This window comes from Rhizobium sp. 007, assembly GCF_015353075.1.
Taxonomy (GTDB): domain Bacteria; phylum Pseudomonadota; class Alphaproteobacteria; order Rhizobiales; family Rhizobiaceae; genus Rhizobium.
Map to the genome: position 1 here is coordinate 714,270 of NZ_CP064187.1, position 25,607 is coordinate 739,876.

A 25,607-nucleotide genomic window follows, 5' to 3' on the forward strand; every position below is an offset into this window, starting at 1 on the left:
AAAATGCTTGTCTTCCAAGGCTTTCGCGGGCGCGTTCAAATTCCGTTCATGCTGGCTGTGCAATAGGAGATAGGTAGCTTGTGAAGTGGTGCGGCACGTCGCATCGCTCGTGTGTGTGACGGTCCAAAATGATTACGCAGAAAGCAAAATACGCGCTCCGGGCGCTGACGGTACTGGCGGAAGCCGATGCCGGCGAGCCCGTCATGATTTCGGACATCGCAGCGCAGCAGAAAATTCCGAAGAAGTTCCTCGAGCAGATCCTGCTCGATCTTAAGCATCAGGGCATCGTCGCGAGCCGACGTGGCAAGGCGGGCGGCTATCTGCTGTTGAAGCCCGCCGACATGATCACCTTCGGCGAAATTTTGCGCATCGTCGACGGCCCGATCGCGCCGCTCCCATGCCTTTCGATCACCGCTTATCGCAAGTGCGACGATTGCGACGGCGAGCAGACCTGCAAAATCCGCAGCGTCTTCGCCAAAGTTGCGGATGCAACGCGGAAGGTGCTGTTCTCGACGACGATCGCCGACGCGGTCGCGCCGGCAAAAGGCGCAGAGGTCACCCGCCTTCTCGCCTGACGGGCGGCTTCTTCCCTTTCCATAGACAGCCGAAGGTTCGCGAAATCATCTCCCTGCTTCAAGATTTGGTGAAAAGCCTTTCAAAGCCGCCGGCATGCGCCAGTTCGGACCTGTTCGGAAAAGGGCAGGGAGAACTGAAATGCGTGTCTTATCCACAAAGCAGATCGTCTTGAGCGCGGCCCTCGCGGCAGCTTTCGCGACCGGCGCTGCGGCGCATCACGGCTGGTCATGGGCCGAGGCCGAGCAGATGGAGTTGAGGGGGACGATCCAGAAGATTTCCATGGGCGGCCCGCATCCCGCGCTTGACGTTGCGACCGCCGATGACGGCGTGTGGCGCGTCGAACTCGGCAATCCGCGCCAGACGGAGCGCTCCGGCTTCGTCGAGGGCTCGGCGAAGAACGGCGATCCGATCGTTGCGATCGGAAACCGTTCGCTGGATCGGAATGAAAAGCGCATGAAGGCCGTGCGAATCACGGTCGGCGAGAAGCGCTACGATATCTATCCCGACCGAATCCAGACGAATTGACCGCATGGCGATCGAACTTCTGGAATGGCTTGCCACAACGCCGCTCGCCGCAGGGTTGCGGCGTTCAGCGCTGCTTTACATGTTCGTCAATGCTTCGCATATCCTGTCTATCGGTTTGCTGCTCGGCGCCATCCTGCCGCTCGATCTCAGGTTGATGGGCTTCTTTCCGTTGGTCCCGCTTTCGGTGGTCGGACCATTCCTGTCGCGCGCAGCGGCGGTCGGTTTGACGGCGGCGATCGTCACAGGCTTCTGCCTCTTCAGCGTCCGGCCGATGGAATATGCCGGAAACCCAGCATTTTTGGCAAAGATCGGATTGCTGGCAGTGGGCGTTGCCAATGCCGCCATCGTGCATGCCAGGGACAGCTGGCGAAAGGCGATTGCCGGAGTGGTCGTTGCAGCGAGCTTGCGCATTGCAGCCATGGTTTCGGCGGCGGTATGGATTACCGCTCTCATCGCCGGGCGGTGGATCGGTTTCATATAGTCTTGATTGCGTGCGTAAGGTGATATATGCATATATATATCATATATAAAGGAGCGTTATGCGTATCCTGGTCGATATCGTCGAATCCGAGTTGAAGGCGCTGGATAAGATGGCGAAGAGCGAGAAGGTTTCCCGCGCTTCGCTCATCCGCAAAGCTGTCAACGATTTTCTGGATCGTCATGATCGGACAAAAGAGGCAGAAGCTTTCGGGCTCTGGGGTAATAGAAAGATCGATGGGCTCGAATACCAGGATAAAGTTCGAAGCGAATGGTGAAAGCGCTCTTCGATACGAACATCCTTATCGACTATCTCAACGCCATACCGGAAGCCCGCGACGAGCTTGACCGCTATGGACGCCGTGCCATCAGCGTCGTCACTTGGATGGAGGTGTTGATTGGCGCTGATCCCGACGTCGAAGCAGCGACGCGAAGCTTCTTGAATAACTTCCAGATCATCGCGGTTGATAATGCGATAGCGGAAGGCGCTGTTCGCTTAAGACAGCACCACCGGATCAACTTGCCGGACGCGATAATCTGGTCGACCGCCGATGCGCATGCGTTGCTCCTGGTGACGCGCAACACCAAGGACTTTCCGGCGGATAATCCTGGAATCCGCGTCCCATATCTGCGTTGATTTGAGGACGTCAAAAAAAGACGGCTAAATTGCATCGCAATTGCAACGCATGCGGTCCCATGAAAACCGCGTCCCTTCCGTCGCTTCGCTTCGAACCGGTCGTTCCATCGGCTCTGCCGCTACGTCGTCCTGTTCGAGATAGAGGGGCGATCACGCCGTGACGGTGCTCGCCGTGCGCCACCAACGCAAGGAAGACGATCACTGAACTTGTGCGAAGGCCGAGGTTTGCGGATGCCCACGCTGTTTCTGCTTTTGAAGTTGTTGCGTTCGATCATGAAAATAGCCGAGCGCGCGGTGCATCTGGCAGCTTCATCACATGAAACTGCCAGGTGCCACCATCGGGGCAACTGCGGATATCCAGTCGATTGATATCGGGCAATAGGCGCGAACACCGTCCCACGAGACTGCTGGGCATTCGTGTGCCCTACCAGCTCTGATTACCGGTCGCTCAGTGCCCAGCGCGGATTGACCCAGGGCTCCTGGTTCGAGCGCGGCAGCGGTTGCTTGCCGAGGATATGGTCCGCCGCCTTCTCGCCGGTCATGATCGAGGGGCCGTTGAGGTTGCCGTAGGTGATGTGTGGGAAGATCGACGAGTCGGCAACGCGCAGGCCGTCGACCCCAATGACGCGCGTCTCCGGGTCGATCACCGCCATCGGGTCGTTCTTAGCGCCCAACTTACAGGTGCCGCAGGGGTGGTAGGCGCTTTCCAGATGTTCGCGCAGGAAGCCGTCGATCTCGTCGTCCGTCTGCACCTTCTCGCCCGGCTGGATTTCCGACCCGCGATAGGCGTCGAAAGCCTGCTGGCCGAAGATCTCGCGGGTGAGGCGCACACAGTGGCGGAATTTTTCCCAGTCATCCGGATGACTCATATAGTTGAAGCGGATGATGGGATCGGCCTTCGGATCGGGCGAGCGCAGGGTGACGGATCCGCGCGACTTCGAGAGATTGTAGCCGACATGCACCTGAAAGCCGTGGCTCTTGGCCGCCGCCTTGCCGTCATAGCTGATCGCCACCGGCAGGAAGTGATACTGGATGTCCGGCTGCTTGATGCCGGCTGCCGAGCGCAGGAAGGCACAGGCTTCGAACTGGTTGGAGGTGCCGAGGCCGGATCTCGTGAACATCCATTGCGCGCCCGCCACGCCCTGCCAGAACCATGGCAGCCAGGAATAGAGCGAAACCGGCTTGGTGCTGACCTGCTGGAAATAGAATTCCATATGATCCTGCAGGTTGGCGCCGACGCCTGGCCGGTCGGCCTTCACCTCGATGCCGTGCTCCTGCAAATGAGCGCCAGGGCCGATACCGGAAAGCATCAAGAGCTTCGGCGAGTTGAAGGATGAGGCGGAAACGATCACCTCGCGGTTCGCCTTGATGATTTCGACCTTGCCCCGGCGCTCGATCTCGACGCCGGTCGCGCGGCCGTTCTCGATAACGATCCTGCGCGCCAGGCCGTAGGCGATGTCGACATTTGGCCGCCTCAGCGCCGGCTTCAGATAGGCGCTCGCCGCAGACCAGCGACGGCCGCGGAAGATGGTCTGCTCCATCAGCCCGAAGCCTTCCTGCTTCGAGCCGTTGTAGTCGTCCGTCGCCTCGAAACCCGCCTGCTTGCCGGCTTCGATGAATGCATGGAACAGCGGGTTGCGAAAGCCGCCGCGTTGCACATGCAGCGGGCCGTCGGTGCCGCGCCAGCCTTCCTCGCCGCCGTGCGAATGCTCCATGCGCTTGAAGTAGGGCAGCACGTCCGCATAGGCCCAGCCGTTGGCGCCGAGCTCTTCCCAACGGTTGTAGTCCTCGGCATGGCCGCGCACATAGACCATGCCGTTGATCGAGGAGGATCCGCCGATCACCTTGCCGCGCGGCGCGGTGATGCGCCGGCCGTTGAGGTTCGGTTCGGGTTCGGAGAGGTAGCCCCAGTTGTAGCGCCTCATGCTCATCGGCCAAGCAAGGGCTGCCGGCATCTGGATGAACGGCCCGAAGTCGCTGCCGCCCGCCTCGATGACGATCACGCTGTTTCTGCCGTCTTCCGAGAGACGATAGGCGAGGGCCGACCCTGCCGAGCCGGAGCCTATGATGACGAAGTCTGCTTGCATGATGTACACTCAGTATGTGTTGGCCTTCCCCCTCCCCACAAGCGGGAGGGCTTGGCTCTTCTCAATAAGGCGCCGCCACCGGCCCCATGCCCACGTAAACCGTTTTCAACTCCGAATAATGCTCCAGCGCCGCAAGCGAGTTCTCCCGCCCGAAACCGGATTGCTTCGAGCCGCCGAAGGGAATTTCGACCGGGCAGAGATTGTAGGTGTTGATCCAGAGCGTGCCCGCCTCGAGCTGGTCGGCGACGCGGTGGGCGCGCGTAAGATCGGCGGTGAAGACGCCACCCGAAAGGCCGAATTCGGTGGCGTTCGCACGTCCGATGACTTCGGCTTCGTCGTCGAAATCGAGCACGCACATCACCGGCCCGAAGATCTCCTCGCGGGCAATGGTCATGCCGTCGGTCACGTCGGCAAACACGGTCGGCTGGACGTAATAGCCTTCGCCGGAAACATTGTTCGGAATGCCGCCGCCGGTGACGAGTGTCGCACCCTCGGCCTTGCCCTTGTCGATGTAGCTCAAGACCTTCTGTCGCTGGTCGAAGGAAACCATCGGGCCGAGCTGCGTCGCCTCGTCCATCGGGTCGCCGATCAGGATCGCCTCGGTGCGGGCCTTCAGCCGCTTCAGGAACTCGCCCTTGATCTTCCGCTGCACAAAGACGCGGGTGCCGTTCGAGCAGACCTGGCCCGTCGAATAGAAGTTGCCGAGCATGGCGCCGCCGATTGCGCTGTCGACATCGGCATCGTCGAAGACGATCAGCGGCGACTTGCCGCCGAGCTCCATCGTCACATGTTTGAGCTGGCCTGCCGCGGAGGCGGCGACCTTGCGGCCGGTCGGCACCGAGCCGGTGAGCGACACCTTTGCCACGTCCTTATGGTTGACGAGCAGCGGGCCGGTGTCGCGGTCTCCCTGGATCACATTGTAAAGGCCCTTCGGCAGGCCTGCTTCGTGCAGGATTTCGGCAATCTTCAGCGCGCCGAGCGGCGTGTTTTCCGAGGGCTTGAAGACCATCGCATTGCCGGCGATCAGCGCCGGCGCCCCTTTCCAGCAGGCGATCTGCTGCGGATAGTTCCAGGCGCCGATGCCGACGCAGACGCCGAGCGGCACGCGCTTCGTATAGGCGAAATCGCCGCCGAGCGGGATATAGGAGCCGTTGAGGCCGGCTGCCGCGATGCCGCCGAAGAACTCGAAGCTGTCGGCGCCCGACGTCGGATCCGCGACGATCGTTTCCTGGATCGGCTTGCCGGTATCGAGCGTTTCGAGCTCGGAAAGCGCGCGATTGCGCTCGCGCATGATCTCGGCGGCGCGCTTCAGGATGCGGCCGCGGGCCGTCGGGCTCATCGCCGCCCATTCCGGCTGTGCGCGCTTGGCAGCCGCGATCGCTTTCTCGACGATGGCAGGCGTTGCCGCATGCAGCCGCGCGATCACTTCGCCGGTTGCCGGATAAATGCTTTCGATGACGCTGCCCGCTTCGTCCTCGACATATTCGCCGTCAATGAAGTGCGACGCTTTCGGCTGGGCTTTCATAATTCAATCCTTTGCTTTGTCCGACAGGGCAAAAATAAGGCTCCTCATTCCTGTGCGGTTGGCCTCATTCGATCCCCCTTAATTGCATCGTCACATAATCCTCCGTCAGCCCGATCGAAGCCTCGATGTTGATCGGCGCCGATTTCAGACTTTGGCGGATATAGAGCCCGTCGATCATCGCAGCAGCGCCTTCGGCGATGCGTCCTGCGGCATCCGGCGGGCAAAGCTTCTTGAGGTTGGCCAGCAGGTTCGAACGCAGCCGGCGGGCATAGATGACTAGGAAATGGCGCGTCTCTTCCGAGCGCTGCGCCTCGGCATAGAAGGCGAGCCATGCGGCGATCGTTTCCGGCGCGAACTGATCGGCCTGGAAGCTGACGCGGATGACGGCAGAGAGCTTTTCGCGTGGTGTCCGGGCAGCCTTCAGCGCCGTCACCGTGTCGTCACGCAACTGCCTGAGCAGCGAACGGACCGTCTCGATCAGCAGTTGCTCCTTGCTGCCGAAATAGTGGTGCGCAAGGGCAGGAGACACGCCGGCCTGGCGGGCGATATCGGACATGGTGACGCTCAGCGTGCCGTGATCCGCGATTACGCGCAGCGCAGCGTCGACGAGCGCCTTTCGGCGTAGAGGTTCCATTCCGATTTTCGGCATGAGGGCAAGCTCCGACAGTTCAGCACATATTATTTTTGATTGACTGATCAATCAACAAAAATCTTTTGACGGAGTTTGAGAAGCCTCAACCCTTTCCGGCCCGCGATTCTGCAGCATATCAACACCTATCAGGAGGTGTGTCATGGCTAACGTCTTCGATGGAGCGCCGTCCTCGTCCCTGCAGTCGAAATGGATATGGTTCGTGGGTCTCGGCGTGCTGCTATTGATCTGCGGCCTGATCGCGGTCGGAAATCTGCTTCTCGCCACCGTGGTGTCGGTCTATTCCGTGGGAATGCTGATGGTCTTCGGGGGGATCGTCTATCTCATCCACGCCTTTCAGGTGCGCGGCTGGGAGCACATCCTTTTCTGGGCGCTGAGCGGTGTACTTTACGTCCTCGCAGGCATATGCGCTTTCATCAATCCGATCCTTACCTCCGCTGCTCTGACGCTCTTTCTCGCCGTCGCTCTGCTTGTCGCCGGCGTCTTCCGTGTCTTTATCGGCCGCCGCATGAAGCCGCTCAAGGGCTGGGGCTGGATTGTCGTAAGCGGCGTGGTCACCGCGCTCGCAGGCTTTATCATCGCGCTCGGCTGGCCGGTGAACAGTCTCTGGGTCCTCGGTCTTTTCCTCGCGGTCGATCTTATTCTGCAGGGATGGACGATGATTGCGTTCGGCATCGGCCTTCGAAGCGTGCAATGAGGCTGTCCACAGGCTGTGCTCACGGAATGTTTCTTTTTTTGACAAGCATGTGAGGCGGGACTAAAATTCAGATACCAAGGCGCCGGCAGACGACATTGCCGGAACAGATGTCATGAGTGGTCATGCATCCCGCGTAGGGCAGGTTCTGTCCCATAGAAAAACGAAGGGAGGAAGTTCATGCCAATGGTCACAGTTTCCATATCACCGGTCCAGGCAGCAGGCATTCGCGATGCCGTCGATCATGGCGGCTATGCATCGAGCAGCGAGGTTGTCCGTGAGGCGCTGCGCCTCTGGGATGCCGCCCGCAAGCTCGCAGAATATCGCAATGACGTTCTAAATGACGAAGACCGCGCGAGTGGAGGCCGCTGCGTTGCAGATATGTTTGCCGATCACGAAGCGGAGCGCCGCCGATCCGCCTGATAGGGTCGGGACCTAAGCCATTGATCGGAATGCTGAAACATTCCAGTCCGCAACTTTCACAAAAGTTTCACATTGGCGAAAGGGTTCGTTGATGCTTTTTCACCATCTTCGCTGCGAAAAAGAAGACTTCGCAGTGGAGAATTTGGCATGTCTTTGGCTGCCGCCGTCGAACCGGGCGTATTACGCCGTTATGCCAGCGATCAGATCGTGACGCTCGCGAAACTCGTCATCGAAAATGCTTTCCAGCCAATTGTCGAAGCAGGGACGGGCACGGTCTTCGGCTACGAGTCCCTGATGCGCGGGCAGGAACGCCTCGGCTTCGATTCCCCTGTTGAAATCCTCGATGAGGCGCATCGCGCCGCCCAGCTGCTGCAGCTGGAGCAGATGGTCGCCAGCCGCGCGCTCGCCAAGTTCGCGACGCTCGGCAATTATTCGACCTCGACGCTTTTCCTCAATCTCGACGTCCGGCTGATCCCGCACGGCGACCGCTTGGTTGAAACCCTCCTCCAGCACCTGAAGGCCGCCAACATCCCGCCGTCCTCGGTCTGCTTCGAATTCTCCGAGCGTTTCGACAATACCAGCGTGCCGGAATTCGAGGCGCTGGTTTCCAAGCTCCGCAAGACCGGCTTCAAGCTGGCAATCGACGACTTCGGCGTCGGTCACGGCGAAATGAAGCTCCTTTGCGACTATGCCGTCGATTACCTCAAGATCGACCGTCACTTCGTCGCCGACATCGACCGCAAGCCGCGCAAGCGCCACCTGTTGAAGAATATCGTCAACATCGCCCATGTGCTCGGCACCCGGGTGATCGCGGAAGGCATCGAAACCGAAGCGGAATTCCTCGCTTGCCGCGAATATGGCGTCGATCTCGTCCAAGGCTGGTTCATTGCCCGGCCGACGCCGCATACCTCCGAGCTCGTTTCCTCGTTTCCGCATCTGCAGGATCTCGGCAAGAGCAAGCACAACACGCAATCGCTCGATGAAATCCTTATTCGCAAACAGATTGAAGTGCTGCCGACGGTCTATGAGAACGACAGCATCGACACGGTCTTCGAGCTCTTTCGCCGCAATCCGCGCCAGGCGTTCTTCCCGGTGTTGAATGCCAATGGCGAGCCGCGCGGCATCATCCATGAGCACCATATCAAGGAATATATCTACCAGCCCTTCGGCCGCGATCTCCTGAAGAATAAGGTCTATGGCCGCACGATTTCACACTTCGTCGAAATGGCACCGATCGTCGGTCTTGATTCCGACGCCGAGCGGTTGATGACGATCTTCGCCAATATGGAAGGCAGCAACTGCCTGATCCTTACGGACAACATGCGCTATGCCGGCGTCGTCTCCGCCGCCTCGCTCATCAAGGTCATCAACGAAAAGCAGCTGAAGACCGCGCAGGACCAGAACCCGCTGACCGGCCTGCCGGGCAACCGCGCCATCCGCGATTTCATGCGCCAGGCCGGTCGCGACGGCGACGAGGTACGGCATTTCTGCTATTGCGACTTCGATAACTTCAAGCCTTTCAACGATGCTTATGGTTTTCATCTCGGCGACCACGCGATCTCGCTCTTCGCCGCGCTGATGCGCCGTTACTTCTTCGCCGAGCGTCATTTCCTCGGCCATGTCGGGGGCGACGACTTCTTCATCGGCGTCATCGGATGGACGAAGGAGGAACTGACCGAGATTCTTGACCGGCTCATCAGCGATTTCCACGAAGACGTCCGCGATCTCTATTCCGACGAGGACCGCGCTGCCGGGCGCATTCGCGGTCATGACCGTGCCGGTGCGGAAGCGCTTTTCCCGCTGATGCGCTGCTCGATCGGTGTCCTTGAACTGCCGGAAGGCTTGGTGATCGACGACATTAATCGTGTCAGCGCCGAAATAGCGCACATCAAGGCCGAAGCGAAGGAAAGCGCCGACGGGCTGATCTTTCATCCGCTGGGCGAGGCGAATTGACGCCTTTGCCACTTCTCTCCTTCCCAAGCACCCGGCGCTGAATTATCTCCTGGGCTTTCGGAAAGAGGAGACCGTCATGCCCTTGCCAGCGAACATGCGTTTCGTCGACCTGCCGAGCTTCGGCGCGCCGGAAGTCATGAGGATCGCGACCGGACCTGTTCCGGTGCCCGGCGAGGGGCAGATACTCGTTCGCATGCAGGCGATCGGCATCAACCGTCCGGATGTGGCGCAGCGCCAGGGAACATACCCGCCGCCGAAGGATGCAAGCCCCATTCTCGGGCTCGAGCTTTCCGGTGAAGTGGCCGCGATCGGTCCGGGCGTTGCCGGATACTCGGTCGGCGACAAGGTCTGCGGCCTCGCCAATGGCGGTGCCTATGCCGAATATTGCTTGCTGCCCGTTGGCCAGGTTTTGCCGTTCCCGAAGGGCTACGATGCGGTGAAATCCGCAGCCCTGCCGGAGACCTTCTTCACCGTCTGGGCGAACCTCTTCCAGATGGCCGGCTTGACGGAGGGTGAAAGCGTTCTCATCCACGGCGGCTCCAGCGGCATCGGCACCACGGCGATCCAGCTCGCCCGCGCCTTTGGCGCCGAGGTCTATGCGACCGCAGGCTCGGCGGAGAAATGCGAGGCCTGCGAAAAGCTCGGCGCGAAGCGGGCGATCAACTACAAGAGTGAGGATTTCGCCGAAGTCATCAAGGCCGAGACCGGTGGCGATGGCGTCGATGTCGTACTTGACATGATCGGCGCTGCCTATTTCGAAAAGAATATCGCATCGCTCGCCAGGGACGGCTGCCTGTCGATCATCGCCTTGCTGGGCGGCGCGGTCGCTGAAAGGGTCAACCTCGCGCCGATCATGGCCAAGCGCCTCACCGTCACCGGCTCGACGATGCGCGCGCGCACTGCAGAAGAAAAGCGCGCCATCCGCGACGACCTTTTCTCCCAGGTCTGGCCGCTTCTCGAAGCCGGCAAGGTCGCCCCCGTCATCCACAGGACCTTTGCCTTCGAGGATGTCGTCGAAGCGCACAGGCTGATGGAAACGAGCAGCCATATCGGCAAGATCACGCTGACCGTTTGAGGTCAGCTTCGGACCAGCATCGGTGCACAAGGTAAAACTGATCCTGGCCGTAAGTGAGTCTCCGGGGTCGCTGAACTGTCGTCTGAGCGAAACCCGGACCCCGAACTGCGCATCTTGATGTGGCGTTGATTGCGCGTCGTACGGTCCCCACGAGGAATGCAATGGCTCTATTCCACTCTTGCCCCATCTGCCGCAGCAGGATTCCGCATTTCGTGCCGCTTCCGCGGTATTATATCGACAAGGCGACCGAACATGGCTTTCCTTATGGGGTCGATGAATTCGAAACGATCAATCATCAGGCCTATAGTTGCCCCAACTGTCACTCGAGCGACCGCGACAGGCTCTATGCCCTGTTCCTGACGCCTGTGTTTCAGCGCCTCAACCAGGCGCAGCCGTTTCGGTTTCTGGATATCGCCCCAGGCCGCTCTTTGAGCTTCTGGCTGAAAAGCCATCCGCACATCTTCTATCGCAGCTGCGACATGTATATGCCGGAGGCGGACGACAAGGCGGACATTCACAATCTGCCTTATGCGGACGAGACTTTCGATTTCGTTCTATGCTCGCATGTGCTCGAACACGTCGACGATCCGGTGCGCGCCACCTCAGAAATACGGCGTGTTCTCAAGCAGAACAGCATTGCCATCCTGATGGCGCCGATCTGCCTGTCGATCCAGGACAACTATGAAAATCCCGAAGTGACGACGCCTGAGGGGCGCTGGCAGCATTTCGGCCAGGATGACCATGTACGCATCTTCTCGAAGCAGGGATTCGTCGATGTGATCCGGCGGTCAGGCCTTGCGGTGCAGGAGGTTCCGGTCAGTGAGTTCCTGACGCCCGAAGTCTGCGACACCTACGGCATCGGCCTCCGCTCCGTTCTTTATCTCGGCGTGAAGCAGCAGGCTGTCCAGCAAGAGCCGGAGCGCAGTGTCGCCTGAGATCGCGCGAAGCTCTCAGTCATGGAAGAGGCGCCCCGAGGCGCCTCTTTTCAATTTCGGCCTTCTCTCTCAGCGTCAGTGCCGCCGCAATCGTGACGATGCCCGGGAGCGCCATGGCGGCGTAGAGCCAGCGGGCTGCCGAGATGCTGCCGGCAATGCCGCCCGGTGTGACGAGCCCGGTGCTGTTGGCAATGACGCCTGCGACCGCCGCGCCGAAAGCGCCGCCGAGCGACTGCACGGTGGAGATCGCTGCCGATGCCTTGTCCTGCTCGGCGCTGCTGACAAGGCGCAGCACCTTTGTCACCAGATGCGCCCATCCGAGGCCGACGCCGAAACCCATCATCAGCATTGCGACAGCCGCCGGTCCGAGAATTGCAAGGCTCGCCATCTGGTTGTCTCGGGCGAGAAAGAACGCCAGGAAAACGGTCGCCAGCGCTTCGATGATACAGCCGGCGACGATCGCGTTGCTCGCGCGCCTGCCGGTCAGAGAGCCGCTGAAGAAGGCGGCGATCGTCCATCCGAGCGCGACAAGGGCGGTCAGATAGCCGGAAATCAGCGGCGTCACGCCATGCAGGGCCTGCAGGAAATAGGGAATATAGATGTCGCTGACGAGGATGAACAGCAGCGCGAACATGATGAGGTAGACGCGCGCAACCGGCTTTGCGAGCATGACCGCGCCGGTCGGCAGAAGCCGGTTGTTGCCTCGACGTTCCGTCACCAGCATCAGTGAGATCGAGAGGATGGAAACGGCAATCAGCGCAGCCTTCGTGACCATATGCTCGACGGTGCCCGCGATGCTGACGAACAGCACGGCGACAAGCAGCAGGCAGATCTGCAAGGCCGGCGTCTTGCCGTGGGCGCGGTCGTCCGTCGCTTTCGGTAGCAGCCATGGCGCAAGAACGGCCATCAGCAGACCGAGCGGCACGATGATGATGAAGGCGTATCGCCACGCACTCCCTTGCGAAAACAGGCCGCCTGCACTCGGCCCGAGTAGGGTCGCAACACCCCAGATCGCGGCATAGAGCGTGGAGGCTTTTGGCCAGAGCGGCTCCGGATAGGCGAAGCGGACGAAAGCATAGGCGAGCGCGGCAAGGATGCCGGCGCCGAAACCCTGAATGGCGCGCCCGGCGAGCACTACTTCCATGACAGGTGCGGCGGCGCAGATGAGGCTGCCTGTTGCGAATATCAGGGCGCCGCAGACATAGGCGCCGCGCAAGCCCATACCGCGCGGCCGCATGGCGACGAAGATCGAGCCGAGCACGGCGGCGGCAACGAAGAGCGTCGTCACCCAGGCAAGGAGCGGCAAGCCGCCGATATCGCGGACGATCGAGGGGGCGACTGTGGCGGTGATATAGCTTTCGATTGCATAGAGCGTCACTCCGCCGCCGAGCATCAGCGTGGCGGGTAGCAGGGACGACGTGAAAAGCTGGAAGACGGATGACTGCGGCGCAGCGGCCTGATCGGCACTGGTCATGATAATTACCTTGATGTTTTCGCTAGCGGATCATTATTTTCCAAGTTATAAATTGGAAAATTACATGCCTGTGTTATTAAAGCAAGTAACGACTTGGAAAAATAATGCGTCAATCGCCTGCCAACCGCATTCTGCTTCTGCTAAAGACCGAAGGGCCGCAGCGCGCAGCGTCGATCGGCGATGTGCTGGGCACTACGTCTGAAGCGGCGCGCCAGCACCTGACGAAGCTTGCCGAGGACGGTCTTGTCGAGCCGCTTACCGAGCCGGGTTCGGGCAGAGGACGGCCAGGCCAGCTCTGGCATCTGACCCTGGCCGGGAACCAGACCTTTCCGGACGGCCACGCGGAATTGACCGCGACCCTTCTGAGCACCATGGTCAAGACGCTCGGCAGGGATGCCCTGGATACCATCATCTCGGCACGCGAGGCAGAAACCGTGAAGCGCTATCGCGAGGAGGTCTCGGCTTCCGATCTCGCTCTGCGCATCCGCCAGCTGACAGCGATCCGGACGCGCGAAGGTTACATGGCCGATAGCTGGATGGAAGAGGACGGCACGTTTATGCTTGTCGAAAACCACTGCGCCATCTGTGCGGCGGCCCGGGCCTGCGCCGGCTTCTGCCGTTCCGAGCTCGAGACCTTCCGCAATGTGCTTGGCGCCAATGTCGAGCGGTCCGAGCACATTCTCCTCGGCGCCCGCCGCTGCGCCTACCGGATCAGTCCGCTTTAGGCTTCGGGACGAAACGGGAATGCAATTGCGCCGCAGCGCGGCCAAAAGGCGTTGCTTTATCGGCGCAACGCGCTATGGCTTTGCTCTCCCCAAAAACCGATCCGGATTCCTGCCCATGTCCAATCCCGTCACTGTCGAAGTCACTCGCGGCTCGCTCGTCGAAAGCTGCCATCGCGGCACGGTCGTTGCCGTCGACGGCGATGGCAAGGTCGTCTTCGGGCTTGGCGATATCGATGCCGGCGTTTTCCCGCGGTCTTCCTGCAAGGCTATGCAGGCGCTGCCGCTGGTCGAAAGTGGTGCGGCCGATGCCTATGGCTTCGGCAACAAGGAACTGGCGCTCGCCTGTTCTTCACATAACGGCGAGGACGAGCATGTGGCGCTTGCCGCCTCCATGCTGGCGCGCGCTGGAGGGAGCGTCGAAACGCTGGAATGCGGTGTCCACTGGTCATCGGACCGCAAGACTCTGATCCACCAGGCGCGCACGATCACAGCGCCGACGGCGCTCCACAACAATTGTTCCGGCAAGCATGCAGGCTTCGTCTGCGCCTGCTGCCATCAGGATATTGATCCGAAGGGCTATGCCGGCTACGACCACCCGCTGCAGCAAGAGATACGCGGTACGATGGAGAGCCTCAGCGGCGCCGTGCTCGGCCGCGACAATTGCGGCACCGACGGCTGCTCGATCCCGACCTATGCCGTGCCGCTCCGCGGCCTCGCGCATGGCTTTGCCAAGATGGCGACCGGCAATGGCCTTGAACCGCTGCGCGCCAAGGCCTCCCGCCGCTTATTTGACGCCTGCATGGCGGAGCCCTTCTATGTCGCGGGTACGGGCCGCGCCTGCACCGAGCTGATGCAGATCGCGCCGGGCAGGATTTTCGCCAAGACCGGCGCCGAGGGCGTCTTCTGCGCTGCAATTCCCGAAGAAGGGATCTCGATTGCCGTAAAGTGCGAGGACGGGACCACTCGCGCCGCCGAGGCCATGGTGGCGGCAGCGCTCGCCCGGTTCTTCGAAAGGGGCAGCGAGGTTCACGCGAAGCTGATTTCGATGGGTGTCAAGCCGATGCACAATTGGAACGGCATCCATGTCGGCGACATTCGCGTCACGGCTGCGCTTCTCGCATAGGCCGTGCCGTTACGGCACAGGCTGTTTCGGATAATCAGCAATTCCTAATATGCGTTAAACCAAATCCTGCGAGAGGAGATGCGCGGCGGCGCATTTGTCCTACTATGGTGCGCCGTTCAACCCGTGCCGCGAGGGCAGGATATGTTTGCAGGCCGCTATCTCTGGTGGATGCTGATCGCCGTCGCGATCTTCCTGTTCTTTTCCATGTGCTTCGATTACGTGACCTGGGCGATCGTCGCCATGTCCGGCTGCGCCGAGATCGCCGGTTCCTGCGGGCCGATCGTGCTTGCCATGTCCGGCGCGATGAAGCCTTCGGGTATCGGGCTTGCGGGGGCAATCATGGTGATCTGCACATTCGCCCGTTTGCGTTACCTGTCGGTCAACTGGCTCTGGGGGCCTGTCGCGCTTGTCTGGTTTTCGGCGTCGGCGGCCTTCCCGGGGATTCTCGCGGGCGGCTGGACGGGCCAGTTGCGGCCGGAAATGGTCGTCGAAAGCCTGCCGGTGGCCTTCCTCTTCGTCACGGTGTTCTGCGGTTATCTCTTCATCGCCTTCGAAGAGGGGAGGATGGTTCCCTTTGGCCAACGGGCCTGGCTGCGGGCCGTCATCTGGATTGCCGCGTGCTACGGCGTGCTTGCGGCAATCGTGGAAACGCCAGGCTTCGGCGCCCTCCCGGCGCGCATGCTCGGCATGCCGTGGATCGCCTCAACGATCGCGGCATTCCAGCCGATTTTGGCGGCAATCTTCGATCTCGGAACCGGCAGCATGATGCCGGCCTATGCTATGCTGGCGGTCTTCGTGGCGGCTCTCTCCGCAAGCCTACTGCCGCAGGACATCGCGCGGCTCGCCGCGCCCTTCATGCTTCGAGGATCGCGGCATTGAGCGCCCGGTAGGGCGCAAGCCGCTCTTCCGGCACTCCCGCCGAAACGATCAGTCCGGCAACATCGGCAATGCCGAGCACAGCGCAGGGCGAAACGAGATCGAATTTCTCCTCGGTCAGCAGGACATATGTTTCGGCCGCGCAACGGGCGATATGGCGCTTGATCGCCGCCTCCTCGAAATCGCCCGTGGAGAGCCCGTGCACGGGATGGGCGGCGGTGACGCCGAGGAAGAAGATATCGGGTCTGAGCTGCGAGATCGCCGCCATGGCCGCAGCGCCGGTTGCCACCATCGAGTGCTTGTAGAGCCGCCCGCCTATAAGAATGATGTCGGCGGTCGGGTGATGCTCCAGTTCCGTGGCGATCGTCGGGCTATGCGTTGCGACGGTAAAGGCGATGTCGCGTGGCAGATACCGGGCGATCTCCGCCGTCGTCGTCCCGCCGTCGAGAAAGATCATCTGCCCCGCTTTCACCATTTGCACCGCCCTGGCGCCGAGCCGCTGCTTGGCATCGGACGAAACGCTCCGCCGCGCCGAGAAATTTTGCAGGTCGGGCGCAATCGGCATCGCGCCGCCATGCACCCGCTTCAAGAGCCCGTCAGCCGCCATCTCCCGCAGGTCGCGCCGGATCGTGTCTTCCGACAGCGCTAAATCTTCGGCGACGCGCTTGGCGATGACCTGGCCGTCACGGCGCAGGATGTCGAGGATCAGGGATTTGCGTTGTGTTGTCAGCATCACTCTGCACGAAATTGAACGAATTATCACGATAATGCCTGAAATGACTCGACATGCAAGCAATTTCACGCATTATCGTGAAATCCCGTGCATGAGGCCGGGAGTGATGGAGTTTGACGATGTTGATCTTGATTGCAGGGCCGTACAGGTCCGGAACCGGCGATGATCCGGGAAAAATGACGGCCAACCTGAAGCGACTGGAGGAACCGGCTTACGCGCTCTTCAAGGCAGGCCATGTGCCGATGATCGGCGAATGGGTGGCCTTGCCGGTCTGGAATGCAGCCGGAGGCAAGTCGATCGGCGATGATCTCTACGAGGAAATCTTCCACCCCGTCGCCCACCGGCTTTTGGAGCTTTGCGAGGGCGTGCTGCGGCTGCCGGGGGACTCCAAAGGTGCCGACAACGACGTCCGCATCGCGCGCGAGCGCGGCATTCCGGTCTGGTACAAGCTGGAAGAGGTGCCGGGCTGCGCGAGAGCCGCGTGATGGCGCCGGGGCCGGCAACGGCCCCGATTTCCGCCATGGGCAGGGTGTGACGGCTGCGCTATATAAAATCCCGAAAGGGAGTCTCGACCATGCTGACATTTTATTTCGCGCCAAGCACCTGTGCGCTGGCAAGTCTCATCGCGCTGGAGGAATCCGGCCTTGCCTATGAAGCAAGGATGATCAGCTTCAAGGACAACGAGCAGCGCTCGCCGGAATATCTGAAGATCAACCCGAAGGGCCGCGTCCCCGCCCTCGTCACCGATCGCGGCATCGTCACCGAAACGCCGGCGATCCTCGCCTATATCGCGCAGACCGCCCCGGCGGCCAGGCTCGCGCCCCTCGACGACTCCTTCGAGTTTGCCCGACTGCAGGCCTTCAACAGCTACCTCTGCTCGACCGTGCATGTGAACCATGCACATAAGCGCCGCGGGCCCCGCTGGGCCGACGATCCCGCCGCGCACGAAGCCATGCAGGCCAAGGTGCCGCAGACCATGACGGAAAGTTTCGAACTCATCGAGGAGACGATGCTCGCCGGCCCCTGGGTCATGGGCGAGCAGTATTCCGTCGCCGATCCCTATCTCTTCACGATGACCGGCTGGCTGCGCGGCGACGGCGTCGACCCGATGCGTTTCGCCAAGGCCACCGCCCATTACGCCCGGATGATGGATCGCCCGGCGGTGCAGCGGGCGCTGACGATTGAAAAGGGATGAGGGCGCCCCTTACTCCCTCGTTCATCATGTCGGTCGGCGAGAGGAAATGGGGGTGGCTCATGCGGGCAACCCTCGCCGTGGCTGTGTTGCCGTCACAAGGACAGGAATGAGGTGCAAGGAGGGCCGGCGGCATCCAATCCATTGCCGTTGTTTGCGCAAAAGACCCCAGCAGCAATCATGCACATTTCGAAAGCGGCCGCGTCTCATATCGCGTTGGCTTCGGCGCCGGATAGTTTAAAGGCAGATCGGCCATTTGCCGCAGCGACATTGCGGCGATCTCCGGATGCGACAGCGGATCGTCGGCCTCAGGAGCCTTCGCGTCGGATGCCTTACTCAAGAAAAACTTCAGCAATGACATGGCATGCCTCGCTTTCTCTGGTTCGCAAATGCACAGTGTGCGGCGAGAATACCTCGCCGTTACAGGTGCTCCGCCTCAATATCGGAGCCATGAGGAACCTTTTCAATTGAGATTATCAGCGACGCGCTATAGAAAATATATATGCGGAATCTCAACTCGGTGCATTTGAACGGGCTGCGCGCGCTGGAGGCCGTCGGGCGTCTCGGTTCGCTGCAGCTTGCCGCGGAGGAACTCGGGGTCTCGATCGGTGCTGTCAGCCAGCAGGTCATCAAGACCGAAGCGCAGCTCGATCAGCTGATTTTCGAGCGCACGTCGAAGGGCATGGTGGTGACGCAAGCGGGCGCGCCGGTGCTTGCCGCTCTGACGGAGGGCTTCAACCGTATGTCGCAGGCCGTCTCGATCGCGCAGCGCCGGGACGACGCGACGCTGACGATCTCCGTGGCACCCGTCTTCGCCGCCCGCTGGTTGGTGTGGCGGCTCGATCGTTTCGCCGCGCGTTTTCCGGATATCAAACTGCGCATCGATGCGACGACATGCCTCGTCAATCTGTCGACATCCGACGTCGATATCGGCATCCGCGTCGGTGCCGGGCGGTGGCCCGGCGTCACGGCCGAACTGCTTGTGGAGCAGGAAGTATTCCCGGTCTGTGCACCGCAGATGGCGCGCGATCTGAAGGAACCCGCGGATATCCGGAAGCTGCCTGCCGTCATCGATGGCCGCGCCATGTTCGGCTGGGAGGTCTGGATGCAGGAGGCGGGCCTCTCAGGTTCGGCGCCGGCGACGCGCCACGTCTTCAACGACGCCTCGCTCTGCCTCGATGCGGCCATCGCCGGGCAGGGCGTCATGCTCGCCTGGCAGACGCTGGCAGACTATTCGCTGCAGGCCGGCCAGCTCGCCGTCCCCTTCGGCATCCGCGCGAAAACCGGTTTCGGCCATTATTTCGTGACAGCCGAAGGCGCGCGCGAGCCGAAGAAGGTGCGGGACTTCAAGGCCTGGATCCGCGAGGAGATGGCCGGAACGGTGAAGCTCTTTTCTTGAGGGCGTGACTGACAGCGGGCTGGCATTGGCATTGTTTAGCTCGTGTGGCAAAGCTGTTTGCTAGAACCACATTCGCAGAGGACGATCCATCACAGTGCCCATCGGCGTCGCACACGCAGAACTGATCGCGGTCCTCGCCGCCGTAACCGACGAAGACGCGCGCATCATGACGGTCAGGACTGGCGAGGCGCTGCCTTCCGGATCCTTCGAGATGGGGCATCGCACGCTGCAGAGCGGGCTGCGGGAGTGGATTCAGGAGCAGACGGCGCATCCGGTTGGCTATCTTGAACAGCTTTATACCTTCGCCGACCGCGACCGGCAGAACGAGATCCTCGGTGGACGGACGATCTCGATCAGCTATCTGGGGCTGGTGCGGGAGCACCCGGCGCCGGGTTGGCATAGCTGGTACGAATATTTTCCGTGGGAGGATCACCGCAAAGGCAAGCCGCCGGTCTTCGATGCGCTTGTCGACCGGCTGCGGCGCTGGGAAGCGACGGATGCCGCTCGCCAGCAGAACCGCAAGCGCCGGATCGCCTTTACCTTCGGCCTGGATGGCGCCGCATGGAACGAAGATCTCGCCCTGCAACGCTACGAACTGCTGTACGAGGCGGGACTGGTGGGGGAGGCGGGCGCAACCGTGGCGGAGAACCCGGGCCGCCGGATGTTTGCCGATCACCGGCGGATTCTCGCGACCGGAATAGCCAGGCTTCGCGCGAAGATCAAGTATCGCCCGGTCGTCTTCGAGCTCATGCCGGAGAGCTTCACGCTGCTGCAGCTTCAGCGCAGCGTCGAAGCGCTGGCGGGCCTTACGCTTCATAAGCCGAATTTCCGCCGGCTGATCGATCAGCAGCAACTGATCGAGGAAACCGGCGAGATGGCCAGCGAAACCGGCGGCCGCCCGGCGAAGCTCTTTCGCTACCGGCATGCCGTTCTCGAAGAACGCGCGCTGTCCGGCTCGAAACTCCCGCTCTCCCGCGCTTGACATAAACTCAAACTGAGAATAATTGATTTGTCAAGAAATACTCGTTTCGAGTATAAAAGGAGCTCGCCGTGAATTCTCCCGTGTCCGCGTCCTCTCTCTATGACCGTGTCAGCCGCGTCATCCCCAAGGCGGAATGGCTGACCTTCCAGGACGATGTCGAAGCGATCCTCGATCTGAAGCGCCGCCGCAACGCCGTCATCCTCGCCCACAATTACCAGACGCCGGAGATCTTCCACGGCGTTGCCGATATCGTCGGCGATAGCCTGGCGCTGGCGCGCAAGGCGATCGAGGTGGATGCCGAGGTGATCGTGCTTGCCGGCGTCCACTTCATGGCCGAGACCGCGAAGCTGCTTAATCCCGGAAAGACGGTACTCATTCCCGACATGGGCGCCGGTTGCTCGCTGGCGGATTCGATCAGGCCGGAGGATGTCGCGCTGCTGCGCCAGGCCCATCCCGGCGTGCCGGTGATCACCTATGTCAATACCTCGGCGGCGGTGAAAGCCGCCTCGGATATCTGCTGCACCTCGGGCAATGCGAAGCAGGTGGTCGAATCGCTTGGTGTGCCGCGCGTGCTGATGATCCCGGATGAATATCTTGCCCGCAACGTCGCAAAGGAAACCGATGTTGAGATCATCGCCTGGCATGGCCACTGCGAGGTGCATGAGCTCTTCAACGCAGATGATGTCCGCCAGCTTCGGGAAAATTATCCGGGCGTCACCGTGCTCGCCCATCCGGAATGTCCGCCGGACGTCGTCGCCGAAGCGGATTTCGCCGGCTCCACCGCCATCATGTCCGACTATGTCGGGAAGAAGCGACCGGCGCGTGTCGTACTGCTCACCGAATGTTCGATGAGCGACAACGTCGCCGTGCACCATCCGGATGTCGAATTCATCCGGCCCTGCAATCTCTGCCCGCACATGAAGCGGATCACGCTTTCGAACATCCGCACGGCGCTTCAGGAAAACCGCCACGAAGTCACCGTCGAGCCCGCCATTGCGGTTGCCGCGCGGCGTGCCGTGGAAAGGATGCTGGCGATATGACCGAAATCCTCACCCACCTTGCCGGCCGCCCGGTCATCGTCGGCAGCGGCATTGCCGGGCTGATGGCGGCGCTCACGCTGGCGCCGCAGCCGGTCGTCCTGATCACGCAAGCCGCCCTGGGCGCCGAGACCTCGAGCGCCTGGGCCCAGGGAGGCATCGCAGCAAGCATCGGCGCGGATGACAGCGCGGAACTGCACCTTGCCGATACGCTTGCTGCCGGTGACGGCCTATGTGACCCTGAGACCGCCGCCGGAATCGTGAGCGAAGCGCCAGCGGTGATCGCGGCGCTTGAGAAATTAGGCGTCCGCTTTGATAGGAATGCCGAAGGTAGGCTAGCGCTCGGGCTGGAGGCCGCTCATTCCTGCCCGCGCATTGTACATGCCGAAGGCGACGGCTCCGGTGCCGCCATCATTCGCGCGCTGGTACGAGCCGTCTCGGCCACGCCGTCGATCACCGTGCTTGCCAATTTCGAAGTCCGGCGTCTGGCGCTCGCAGACGGTGCGATCGGCGGCGTCCTTTGCGCGTCCGGCGGAAAGGCTTTCATCGTGCCGACGCCGTATGTCCTCTTGGCAACCGGCGGCCTCGGCGGCCTCTACGACGCGACGACCAATCCGGTCATCAATTTCGGCCAGGGCATCGTCCTCGCTGCAAGGGCAGGCGCCGTGCTTGCGGATATGGAATTCGTGCAATTCCACCCGACGGCACTCCGCTCGAAGCGCCGGCCGCTGGCGCTCGTCAGCGAAGCGGTGCGCGGCGAAGGGGCTATGCTGGTCAACGAGCGCGGCGAGCGCTTCATGGCGGATCAGCCTGCTCAGGAACTTGCACCGCGCGACGTGGTGGCGCGCGCGATCAGCGCCGAGATCGCCCGCGGCGGCAAGGTCTATCTCGATGCCCGCGAGGCCCTCGGCGCTCGCTTTTCAAGCCGCTTTCCGGTGATCGATACTCTCTGCCGCGAAGCCGGGGTCGATCCGGCGCGGCAGCTGATCCCGGTTGCACCGGCCGTGCATTACCACATGGGCGGTGTCGCCACGGACAAGAACGGCCGCAGTTCCCTCCCTAGCCTCTGGGTCGCCGGCGAAGCAGCATCGACTGGCCTGCACGGCGCCAACCGCCTTGCCAGCAATTCGCTGCTCGAAGCCGCGGTCATGGGCATGCGCTCGGCCCGGGATATCGCCGGCACGACCGTATCCCTGCGGCCAACAGTGATCGAAGCGCTGCCGCCGCAACCCGACGCATCGCCGATCCGGCGGATTGTCTCCGCGCATCTCGGCGTGCTGCGGAACGGTGGTACGATCCATGGCGCGATCGGCGCGCTCCTGCCCTTCGTCGAGAAGGAGGGGCCGGCAACGGATCCTGCCACCGTCGCGCTGTTGATTGCCGCCTTTGCGGCGCTGCGGACGGAGTCGCGCGGTGCCCATGCCCGAACCGATTTTCCGCTCAAGCACGTGCATGCAAAGCGCCAAAAGATGAATTTTCCTCAGGTTTTAAGCTTTGCGCGGGCCGTTGCATCCGACCCCCTTGCCAGGAGTGCCTGACATGACGCTTGTTCCCCTGCCTCGGCTGCTGATCGAGTCGCCCGTCCGCAATGCGCTGCTGGAAGATCTCGGCCTTGCTGGCGATATCACCTCGGCTGCCGTCATTCCGCACGATCACCGCTCCACGGTCGTCATGGTGTCCCGCCAGCCGGGCGTGATCGCTGGGCTCGACGCTGCCGCGCTGGCGTTTGAGCTTGTCGATCCCGCGATCATCATGACCCCTCATGTCGAGGACGGCGCGGCGGTGAAACCCGGGGACGTCATCGCCACGATCGAAGGTCGCTCGCGCGCCATTTTGACCGGAGAGCGGACGGCGCTGAACTTTCTCGGCCATCTTTCGGGCATCGCCACGGTGACGGCCGGGATCGTGGCCGCGATCGGCGGTACGAATGCCTCGGTCGCCTGCACCCGCAAGACGACGCCGGGACTGCGCGCCCTGGAGAAATATGCCGTGCGCGCCGGTGGCGGCGTCAACCATCGCTTCGCGCTTTCCGATGCCGTGCTGATCAAAGACAATCATGTCGCCATTGCCGGCGGCGTCGCCGAGGCCATTTGCCGGGCCGAGGCCGGTGCCGGCCATATGGTGAAGATCGAAGTCGAGGTCGATACGCTCGACCAGTTGCGTGAAGCGATGGAGACCGGCGTGGATGCCGTCCTGCTCGACAATATGACCCCGGACCAGCTTCGCCGGGCGGTTGAAATCGTCGCCGGCCGTGCGATCACCGAAGCTTCCGGGCGGGTGACGCCGGAAACCGCAGGTGCGATTGCCGCTTCCGGCGTCGATCTGATCTCGGTCGGCTGGCTGACGCACAGCGCGCCGACGCTGGACATCGGGCTCGATTGGAAATCCAGCCAATCGGAATAGGGTGATCGAACTGTCGTTGGTTCAGACCGGCTCTTTCGAGCGTATCGCCTGCATGGCGAGATAGGCCGGGCGGGACTGGCAGCGCTTCAGCCAGGCGTTAACCTTCGGATGAGCGTCGAACAGTGCCTGTTCCGTCTGGCCATAGCGCAGCACTTCCGCAACGTTGAGATCGGCAACGGTGAAGCGGTCGCCGACGATCCACTCCTTGTTGGCGAGGTGCTTTTCCAGCACCGCGAGGGGGCGCTTCATGGAGCGGCAGGCGACGTCGATCGTGGCCTTTCCGGCTTCGGTGTTTTCGTGCTCGTTGTCATAGGTCACGACGATCCTTACCGTATGCGGCTCGAGTTCCGCCAGCGCCCAGATGGTCCACATCGTCAGCAAACCGTCCTCCTCGACGGTTTTGCCGGAAATCGGACCGCCGTGCTTGCGCACGAGATAGAGATTGATCGCCAGCGACTCGTGCATCACCAGCTCGCCGTCCTTGATCGAGGGGATCCGCGCCATCGGATTGATGGCGATGAATTCGGGCGAGAGCGTATTGATCGGTGCGTCCGGCGCCAGCGGATTGGCAAGCCGCTTCGCCTGGATCACCGGAACGGAGGTGAAGGCGATGCCGAGTTCCTCTGCCGTCCAGTAGACGCGCGCAGCGCGCGAACGGTAAACGCCGTAGATTGTCAGCATGCTTGTCCCCCTTGAACGTTGCGCGCAAATTAGAGCGCGGCCGGGCGAAGCGAAAGCGGCTGGTCCTGATGGATCAATGAAAGCTTTTGATGCATCCTAGCTGATGCGGTTCCGTTCGATGGAGAGATGCGGGTATCGCTCGCTCCCCGCTTGCGTGAGATCCCCGGAGACCTTTTTTTCCCATTCGAAGCCTAAGACTGCGCCCTCGGTCATTTCCTGGAAGACGTTGTCGGTGATCACCGCCGTGCCTGAACCCTCCGCCACCGAGACCGCACAGCCGACAGGCGCCTTGCGTACGACATTTCCGGTGACAACGAGATTGCGCAGATATGGCCCCCAGCCGAGCTGCATCGCCCAGAGCGGCGCGTTTTCGATGACATTGCCCGAGATGGTCGTGTCGGCTTCCGCGGCAATTCCGATGCCGAAACCGACCTCGGATTTGTAGGGGCCGTCGCGCCTCAGGTTCCGCACGATGTTGCCGATGACGGTGGCTAACCTTCCGCCTTCGTTGAAATTGGCGATCGAGATGCCGTTCGCAGCACCATCGACGAGGTTGGCGGATAAGACGGCGCCTTGAAAATCGAACTCTGCATAGATCGCCGTCTCGCCGGAGCGCAGGCATTGATTGCCGGTGATCTGCACGTTGTCGGCGGAATTGGCCCGCACGGCGGTAAAGGCGCAATCGGAAATCTGGTTATTTGCCACCATCACGCCGCCGGCGCGGAAGACATTGATGCCGTTGCCGTTCTGCCCCGTGCCGCCGTCATCCGCCCTAATGCGCCTAACGCGGTTGCCGGTAACGACGGTGCCATCCTGGCCCTTTTCCCAGCGGTGCACGAGGATGCCGCCATTGCCGCAATCGGCAACCGTGTTTCCGGTGATCGCAAGCCCGGTGGAATCGACTGCGAAGATACCGGCCTGCGCCACCCCTGAAATACGGCTGCGTTCGATCCGGCCGCCGCAGCGCTCCAGGCGCAGGCCATGCTTGCCGGCCTCGGCAATTTCGCAGTTGTCGATCTGCACGTCGGCAATGCCGGTCAACTGCACGAGGCCGCTATTGTCCTCGCCGCTCATCCCGCCGCCACCCTCGATGACGATGCCGGAAAGCTCGATGCGCCGGGCGCCCTCCGCCGAATTGACACTGCCTTGATGAAGAATCCGCGACGCACCCGGAACGCCGATAATGCGGGCATTGTCCGGTAGCACGAGGTTCGAAGCTTCATAGGTCCCGGCCGGAAGATAAAGAGGCGTGTCGCTGCGTGCCGCCTCGTCGATCAGAGCCTGCAGCCCGCTCTTTGCCGCGCCGGATGCATCCAGCGCCCCGCGCAGTGCGGGCCGTTTTGACGTAGCGAAGGCGCGACCGGCCATCGGCAGGACCAAAGCCGCACCGACAAAGCCGAGCATATCGCGCCGCAGATACATCAAG

Annotated in this window: 28 protein-coding genes; 20 read left to right on the top strand and 8 right to left on the bottom strand. The window is 61.8% G+C overall.

From position 1 onward, the window contains the following. The first annotated feature begins 128 nt into the window (after nt 1-128). The 5 genes from ISN39_RS03415 to ISN39_RS03435 all read left to right on the top strand — a co-directional run bounded on the left by ISN39_RS03415 (nt 129) and on the right by ISN39_RS03435 (nt 2,215). Nucleotides 129-575 (top strand): Rrf2 family transcriptional regulator, encoded by a 447-nt coding sequence (locus ISN39_RS03415; RefSeq protein WP_022716377.1) that lies wholly within the window; start codon nt 129-131, stop codon nt 573-575. A 139-nt stretch (nt 576-714) separates the two neighbouring features. Beyond that, the gene (locus tag ISN39_RS03420) at nt 715-1,101 is read left to right on the top strand and encodes a DUF6152 family protein (RefSeq protein WP_028739821.1); all 387 of its coding nucleotides are present in this window, start codon (nt 715-717) and stop codon (nt 1,099-1,101) included. Between the two features lie 4 nt (nt 1,102-1,105). Next, nucleotides 1,106-1,582, top strand: coding sequence for a DUF6644 family protein (locus ISN39_RS03425; RefSeq protein ID WP_194729178.1), 477 nt, complete (start codon nt 1,106-1,108; stop codon nt 1,580-1,582). A 58-nt stretch (nt 1,583-1,640) separates the two neighbouring features. Further along, a complete protein-coding gene (locus ISN39_RS03430; protein ID WP_194729179.1) occupies nt 1,641-1,856 on the top strand; it encodes a CopG family transcriptional regulator in 216 nt (71 codons plus the stop codon). Then, nucleotides 1,850-2,215: a type II toxin-antitoxin system VapC family toxin gene (locus ISN39_RS03435; RefSeq protein ID WP_194729180.1), complete on the top strand. Its 366-nt coding sequence runs from the start codon at nt 1,850-1,852 to the stop codon at nt 2,213-2,215. Before ISN39_RS03430 ends, ISN39_RS03435 begins: the two co-directional genes overlap by 7 nt. A 437-nt stretch (nt 2,216-2,652) precedes the next feature. Here the strand turns inward: ISN39_RS03435 and betA are convergent, their stop codons facing one another. From betA to betI, 3 genes are all read right to left on the bottom strand, one after another. Beyond that, a complete protein-coding gene (gene betA / locus ISN39_RS03440; RefSeq protein WP_074066969.1) occupies nt 2,653-4,302 on the bottom strand; it encodes a choline dehydrogenase in 1,650 nt (549 codons plus the stop codon). A gap of 61 nt (nt 4,303-4,363) precedes the next feature. After that, nucleotides 4,364-5,827, bottom strand: coding sequence for a betaine-aldehyde dehydrogenase (gene betB / locus ISN39_RS03445; protein WP_194729181.1), 1,464 nt, complete (start codon nt 5,825-5,827; stop codon nt 4,364-4,366). 64 nt (nt 5,828-5,891) lie between these two features. Further along, complete coding sequence (betI, locus tag ISN39_RS03450) at nt 5,892-6,476, bottom strand: transcriptional regulator BetI (protein ID WP_074066971.1); 585 nt, start codon at nt 6,474-6,476, stop codon at nt 5,892-5,894. Nucleotides 6,477-6,618: 142 nt separating this feature from the next. Between betI and ISN39_RS03455 the strand changes: the two genes are divergently transcribed. The 5 genes from ISN39_RS03455 (at nt 6,619) to ISN39_RS03475 (ending at nt 11,556) form a co-directional block, all read left to right on the top strand. After that, the gene (locus ISN39_RS03455; RefSeq protein WP_194729182.1) at nt 6,619-7,173 is read left to right on the top strand and encodes an HdeD family acid-resistance protein; all 555 of its coding nucleotides are present in this window, start codon (nt 6,619-6,621) and stop codon (nt 7,171-7,173) included. A 177-nt stretch (nt 7,174-7,350) separates the two neighbouring features. Beyond that, nucleotides 7,351-7,593, top strand: coding sequence for a type II toxin-antitoxin system ParD family antitoxin (locus ISN39_RS03460; RefSeq protein WP_022716366.1), 243 nt, complete (start codon nt 7,351-7,353; stop codon nt 7,591-7,593). 147 nt (nt 7,594-7,740) lie between these two features. Further along, the gene (locus ISN39_RS03465) at nt 7,741-9,546 is read left to right on the top strand and encodes an EAL domain-containing protein (protein ID WP_194729183.1); all 1,806 of its coding nucleotides are present in this window, start codon (nt 7,741-7,743) and stop codon (nt 9,544-9,546) included. 76 nt (nt 9,547-9,622) lie between these two features. Further along, nucleotides 9,623-10,621, top strand: a complete 999-nt coding sequence (locus ISN39_RS03470; protein WP_194729184.1) for an NAD(P)H-quinone oxidoreductase — start codon at nt 9,623-9,625, stop codon at nt 10,619-10,621. Nucleotides 10,622-10,833: 212 nt separating this feature from the next. Then, entirely contained in the window at nt 10,834-11,556 is a 723-nt protein-coding gene (locus ISN39_RS03475; RefSeq protein WP_246763270.1) for a class I SAM-dependent methyltransferase, read from the top strand. A gap of 19 nt (nt 11,557-11,575) precedes the next feature. On the opposite strand, the gene ISN39_RS03480 is transcribed toward ISN39_RS03475, so the two are convergent. Then, entirely contained in the window at nt 11,576-13,030 is a 1,455-nt protein-coding gene (locus ISN39_RS03480; RefSeq protein WP_194729186.1) for an MFS transporter, read from the bottom strand. A 104-nt stretch (nt 13,031-13,134) separates the two neighbouring features. On the opposite strand from ISN39_RS03480, the gene ISN39_RS03485 reads away from it, so the two are divergent. The 3 genes from ISN39_RS03485 to ISN39_RS03495 all read left to right on the top strand — a co-directional run bounded on the left by ISN39_RS03485 (nt 13,135) and on the right by ISN39_RS03495 (nt 15,757). Then, a complete protein-coding gene (locus ISN39_RS03485; protein WP_194729187.1) occupies nt 13,135-13,755 on the top strand; it encodes a MarR family transcriptional regulator in 621 nt (206 codons plus the stop codon). 115 nt (nt 13,756-13,870) lie between these two features. Next, on the top strand, nt 13,871-14,878 hold the full coding sequence (locus tag ISN39_RS03490; RefSeq protein ID WP_074070197.1) for an asparaginase: 1,008 nt from the start codon (nt 13,871-13,873) through the stop codon (nt 14,876-14,878). Nucleotides 14,879-15,019: 141 nt separating this feature from the next. Beyond that, nucleotides 15,020-15,757: a hypothetical protein gene (locus ISN39_RS03495; RefSeq protein ID WP_194729188.1), complete on the top strand. Its 738-nt coding sequence runs from the start codon at nt 15,020-15,022 to the stop codon at nt 15,755-15,757. Here the strand turns inward: ISN39_RS03495 and ISN39_RS03500 are convergent. Beyond that, nucleotides 15,732-16,487, bottom strand: a complete 756-nt coding sequence (locus tag ISN39_RS03500; RefSeq protein ID WP_194729189.1) for a DeoR/GlpR family DNA-binding transcription regulator — start codon at nt 16,485-16,487, stop codon at nt 15,732-15,734. The genes ISN39_RS03495 and ISN39_RS03500 overlap by 26 nt on opposite strands. 119 nt (nt 16,488-16,606) lie before the next feature. On the opposite strand from ISN39_RS03500, the gene ISN39_RS03505 reads away from it, so the two are divergent. Next, entirely contained in the window at nt 16,607-16,972 is a 366-nt protein-coding gene (locus ISN39_RS03505; RefSeq protein ID WP_194729190.1) for a DUF4406 domain-containing protein, read from the top strand. Nucleotides 16,973-17,061: 89 nt separating this feature from the next. After that, nucleotides 17,062-17,682: a glutathione S-transferase family protein gene (locus ISN39_RS03510; protein ID WP_194729191.1), complete on the top strand. Its 621-nt coding sequence runs from the start codon at nt 17,062-17,064 to the stop codon at nt 17,680-17,682. 175 nt (nt 17,683-17,857) lie between these two features. Here the strand turns inward: ISN39_RS03510 and ISN39_RS36055 are convergent, their stop codons facing one another. After that, nucleotides 17,858-18,040 carry a hypothetical protein gene (locus ISN39_RS36055; protein WP_074066982.1) on the bottom strand — a complete coding sequence of 61 codons (183 nt, stop codon included), beginning with the start codon at nt 18,038-18,040 and terminating at the stop codon, nt 17,858-17,860. 141 nt (nt 18,041-18,181) lie between these two features. On the opposite strand from ISN39_RS36055, the gene ISN39_RS03515 reads away from it, so the two are divergent. The 5 genes from ISN39_RS03515 (at nt 18,182) to nadC (ending at nt 23,500) form a co-directional block, all read left to right on the top strand. Further along, entirely contained in the window at nt 18,182-19,078 is an 897-nt protein-coding gene (locus tag ISN39_RS03515) for a LysR substrate-binding domain-containing protein (RefSeq protein WP_194729192.1), read from the top strand. Between the two features lie 94 nt (nt 19,079-19,172). Further along, nucleotides 19,173-20,060 (top strand): hypothetical protein, encoded by an 888-nt coding sequence (locus ISN39_RS03520; RefSeq protein WP_194729193.1) that lies wholly within the window; start codon nt 19,173-19,175, stop codon nt 20,058-20,060. Between the two features lie 68 nt (nt 20,061-20,128). Next, a complete protein-coding gene (gene nadA, locus ISN39_RS03525; protein WP_194729194.1) occupies nt 20,129-21,100 on the top strand; it encodes a quinolinate synthase NadA in 972 nt (323 codons plus the stop codon). Continuing rightward, nucleotides 21,097-22,635 (top strand): L-aspartate oxidase, encoded by a 1,539-nt coding sequence (locus ISN39_RS03530; RefSeq protein WP_194729195.1) that lies wholly within the window; start codon nt 21,097-21,099, stop codon nt 22,633-22,635. The genes nadA and ISN39_RS03530 overlap by 4 nt, the downstream gene beginning before the upstream one ends. A 1-nt stretch (nt 22,636) precedes the next feature. Further along, the gene (gene nadC, locus ISN39_RS03535) at nt 22,637-23,500 is read left to right on the top strand and encodes a carboxylating nicotinate-nucleotide diphosphorylase (RefSeq protein WP_194729196.1); all 864 of its coding nucleotides are present in this window, start codon (nt 22,637-22,639) and stop codon (nt 23,498-23,500) included. A gap of 21 nt (nt 23,501-23,521) precedes the next feature. Here nadC and ISN39_RS03540 read toward each other — a convergent pair whose 3' ends face one another. Further along, the gene (locus ISN39_RS03540) at nt 23,522-24,181 is read right to left on the bottom strand and encodes a glutathione S-transferase family protein (protein WP_194729197.1); all 660 of its coding nucleotides are present in this window, start codon (nt 24,179-24,181) and stop codon (nt 23,522-23,524) included. 96 nt (nt 24,182-24,277) lie between these two features. Beyond that, nucleotides 24,278-25,603, bottom strand: coding sequence for a TIGR03808 family TAT-translocated repetitive protein (locus ISN39_RS03545; RefSeq protein WP_194729198.1), 1,326 nt, complete (start codon nt 25,601-25,603; stop codon nt 24,278-24,280). Between the last annotated feature and the right edge of the window lie 4 nt (nt 25,604-25,607).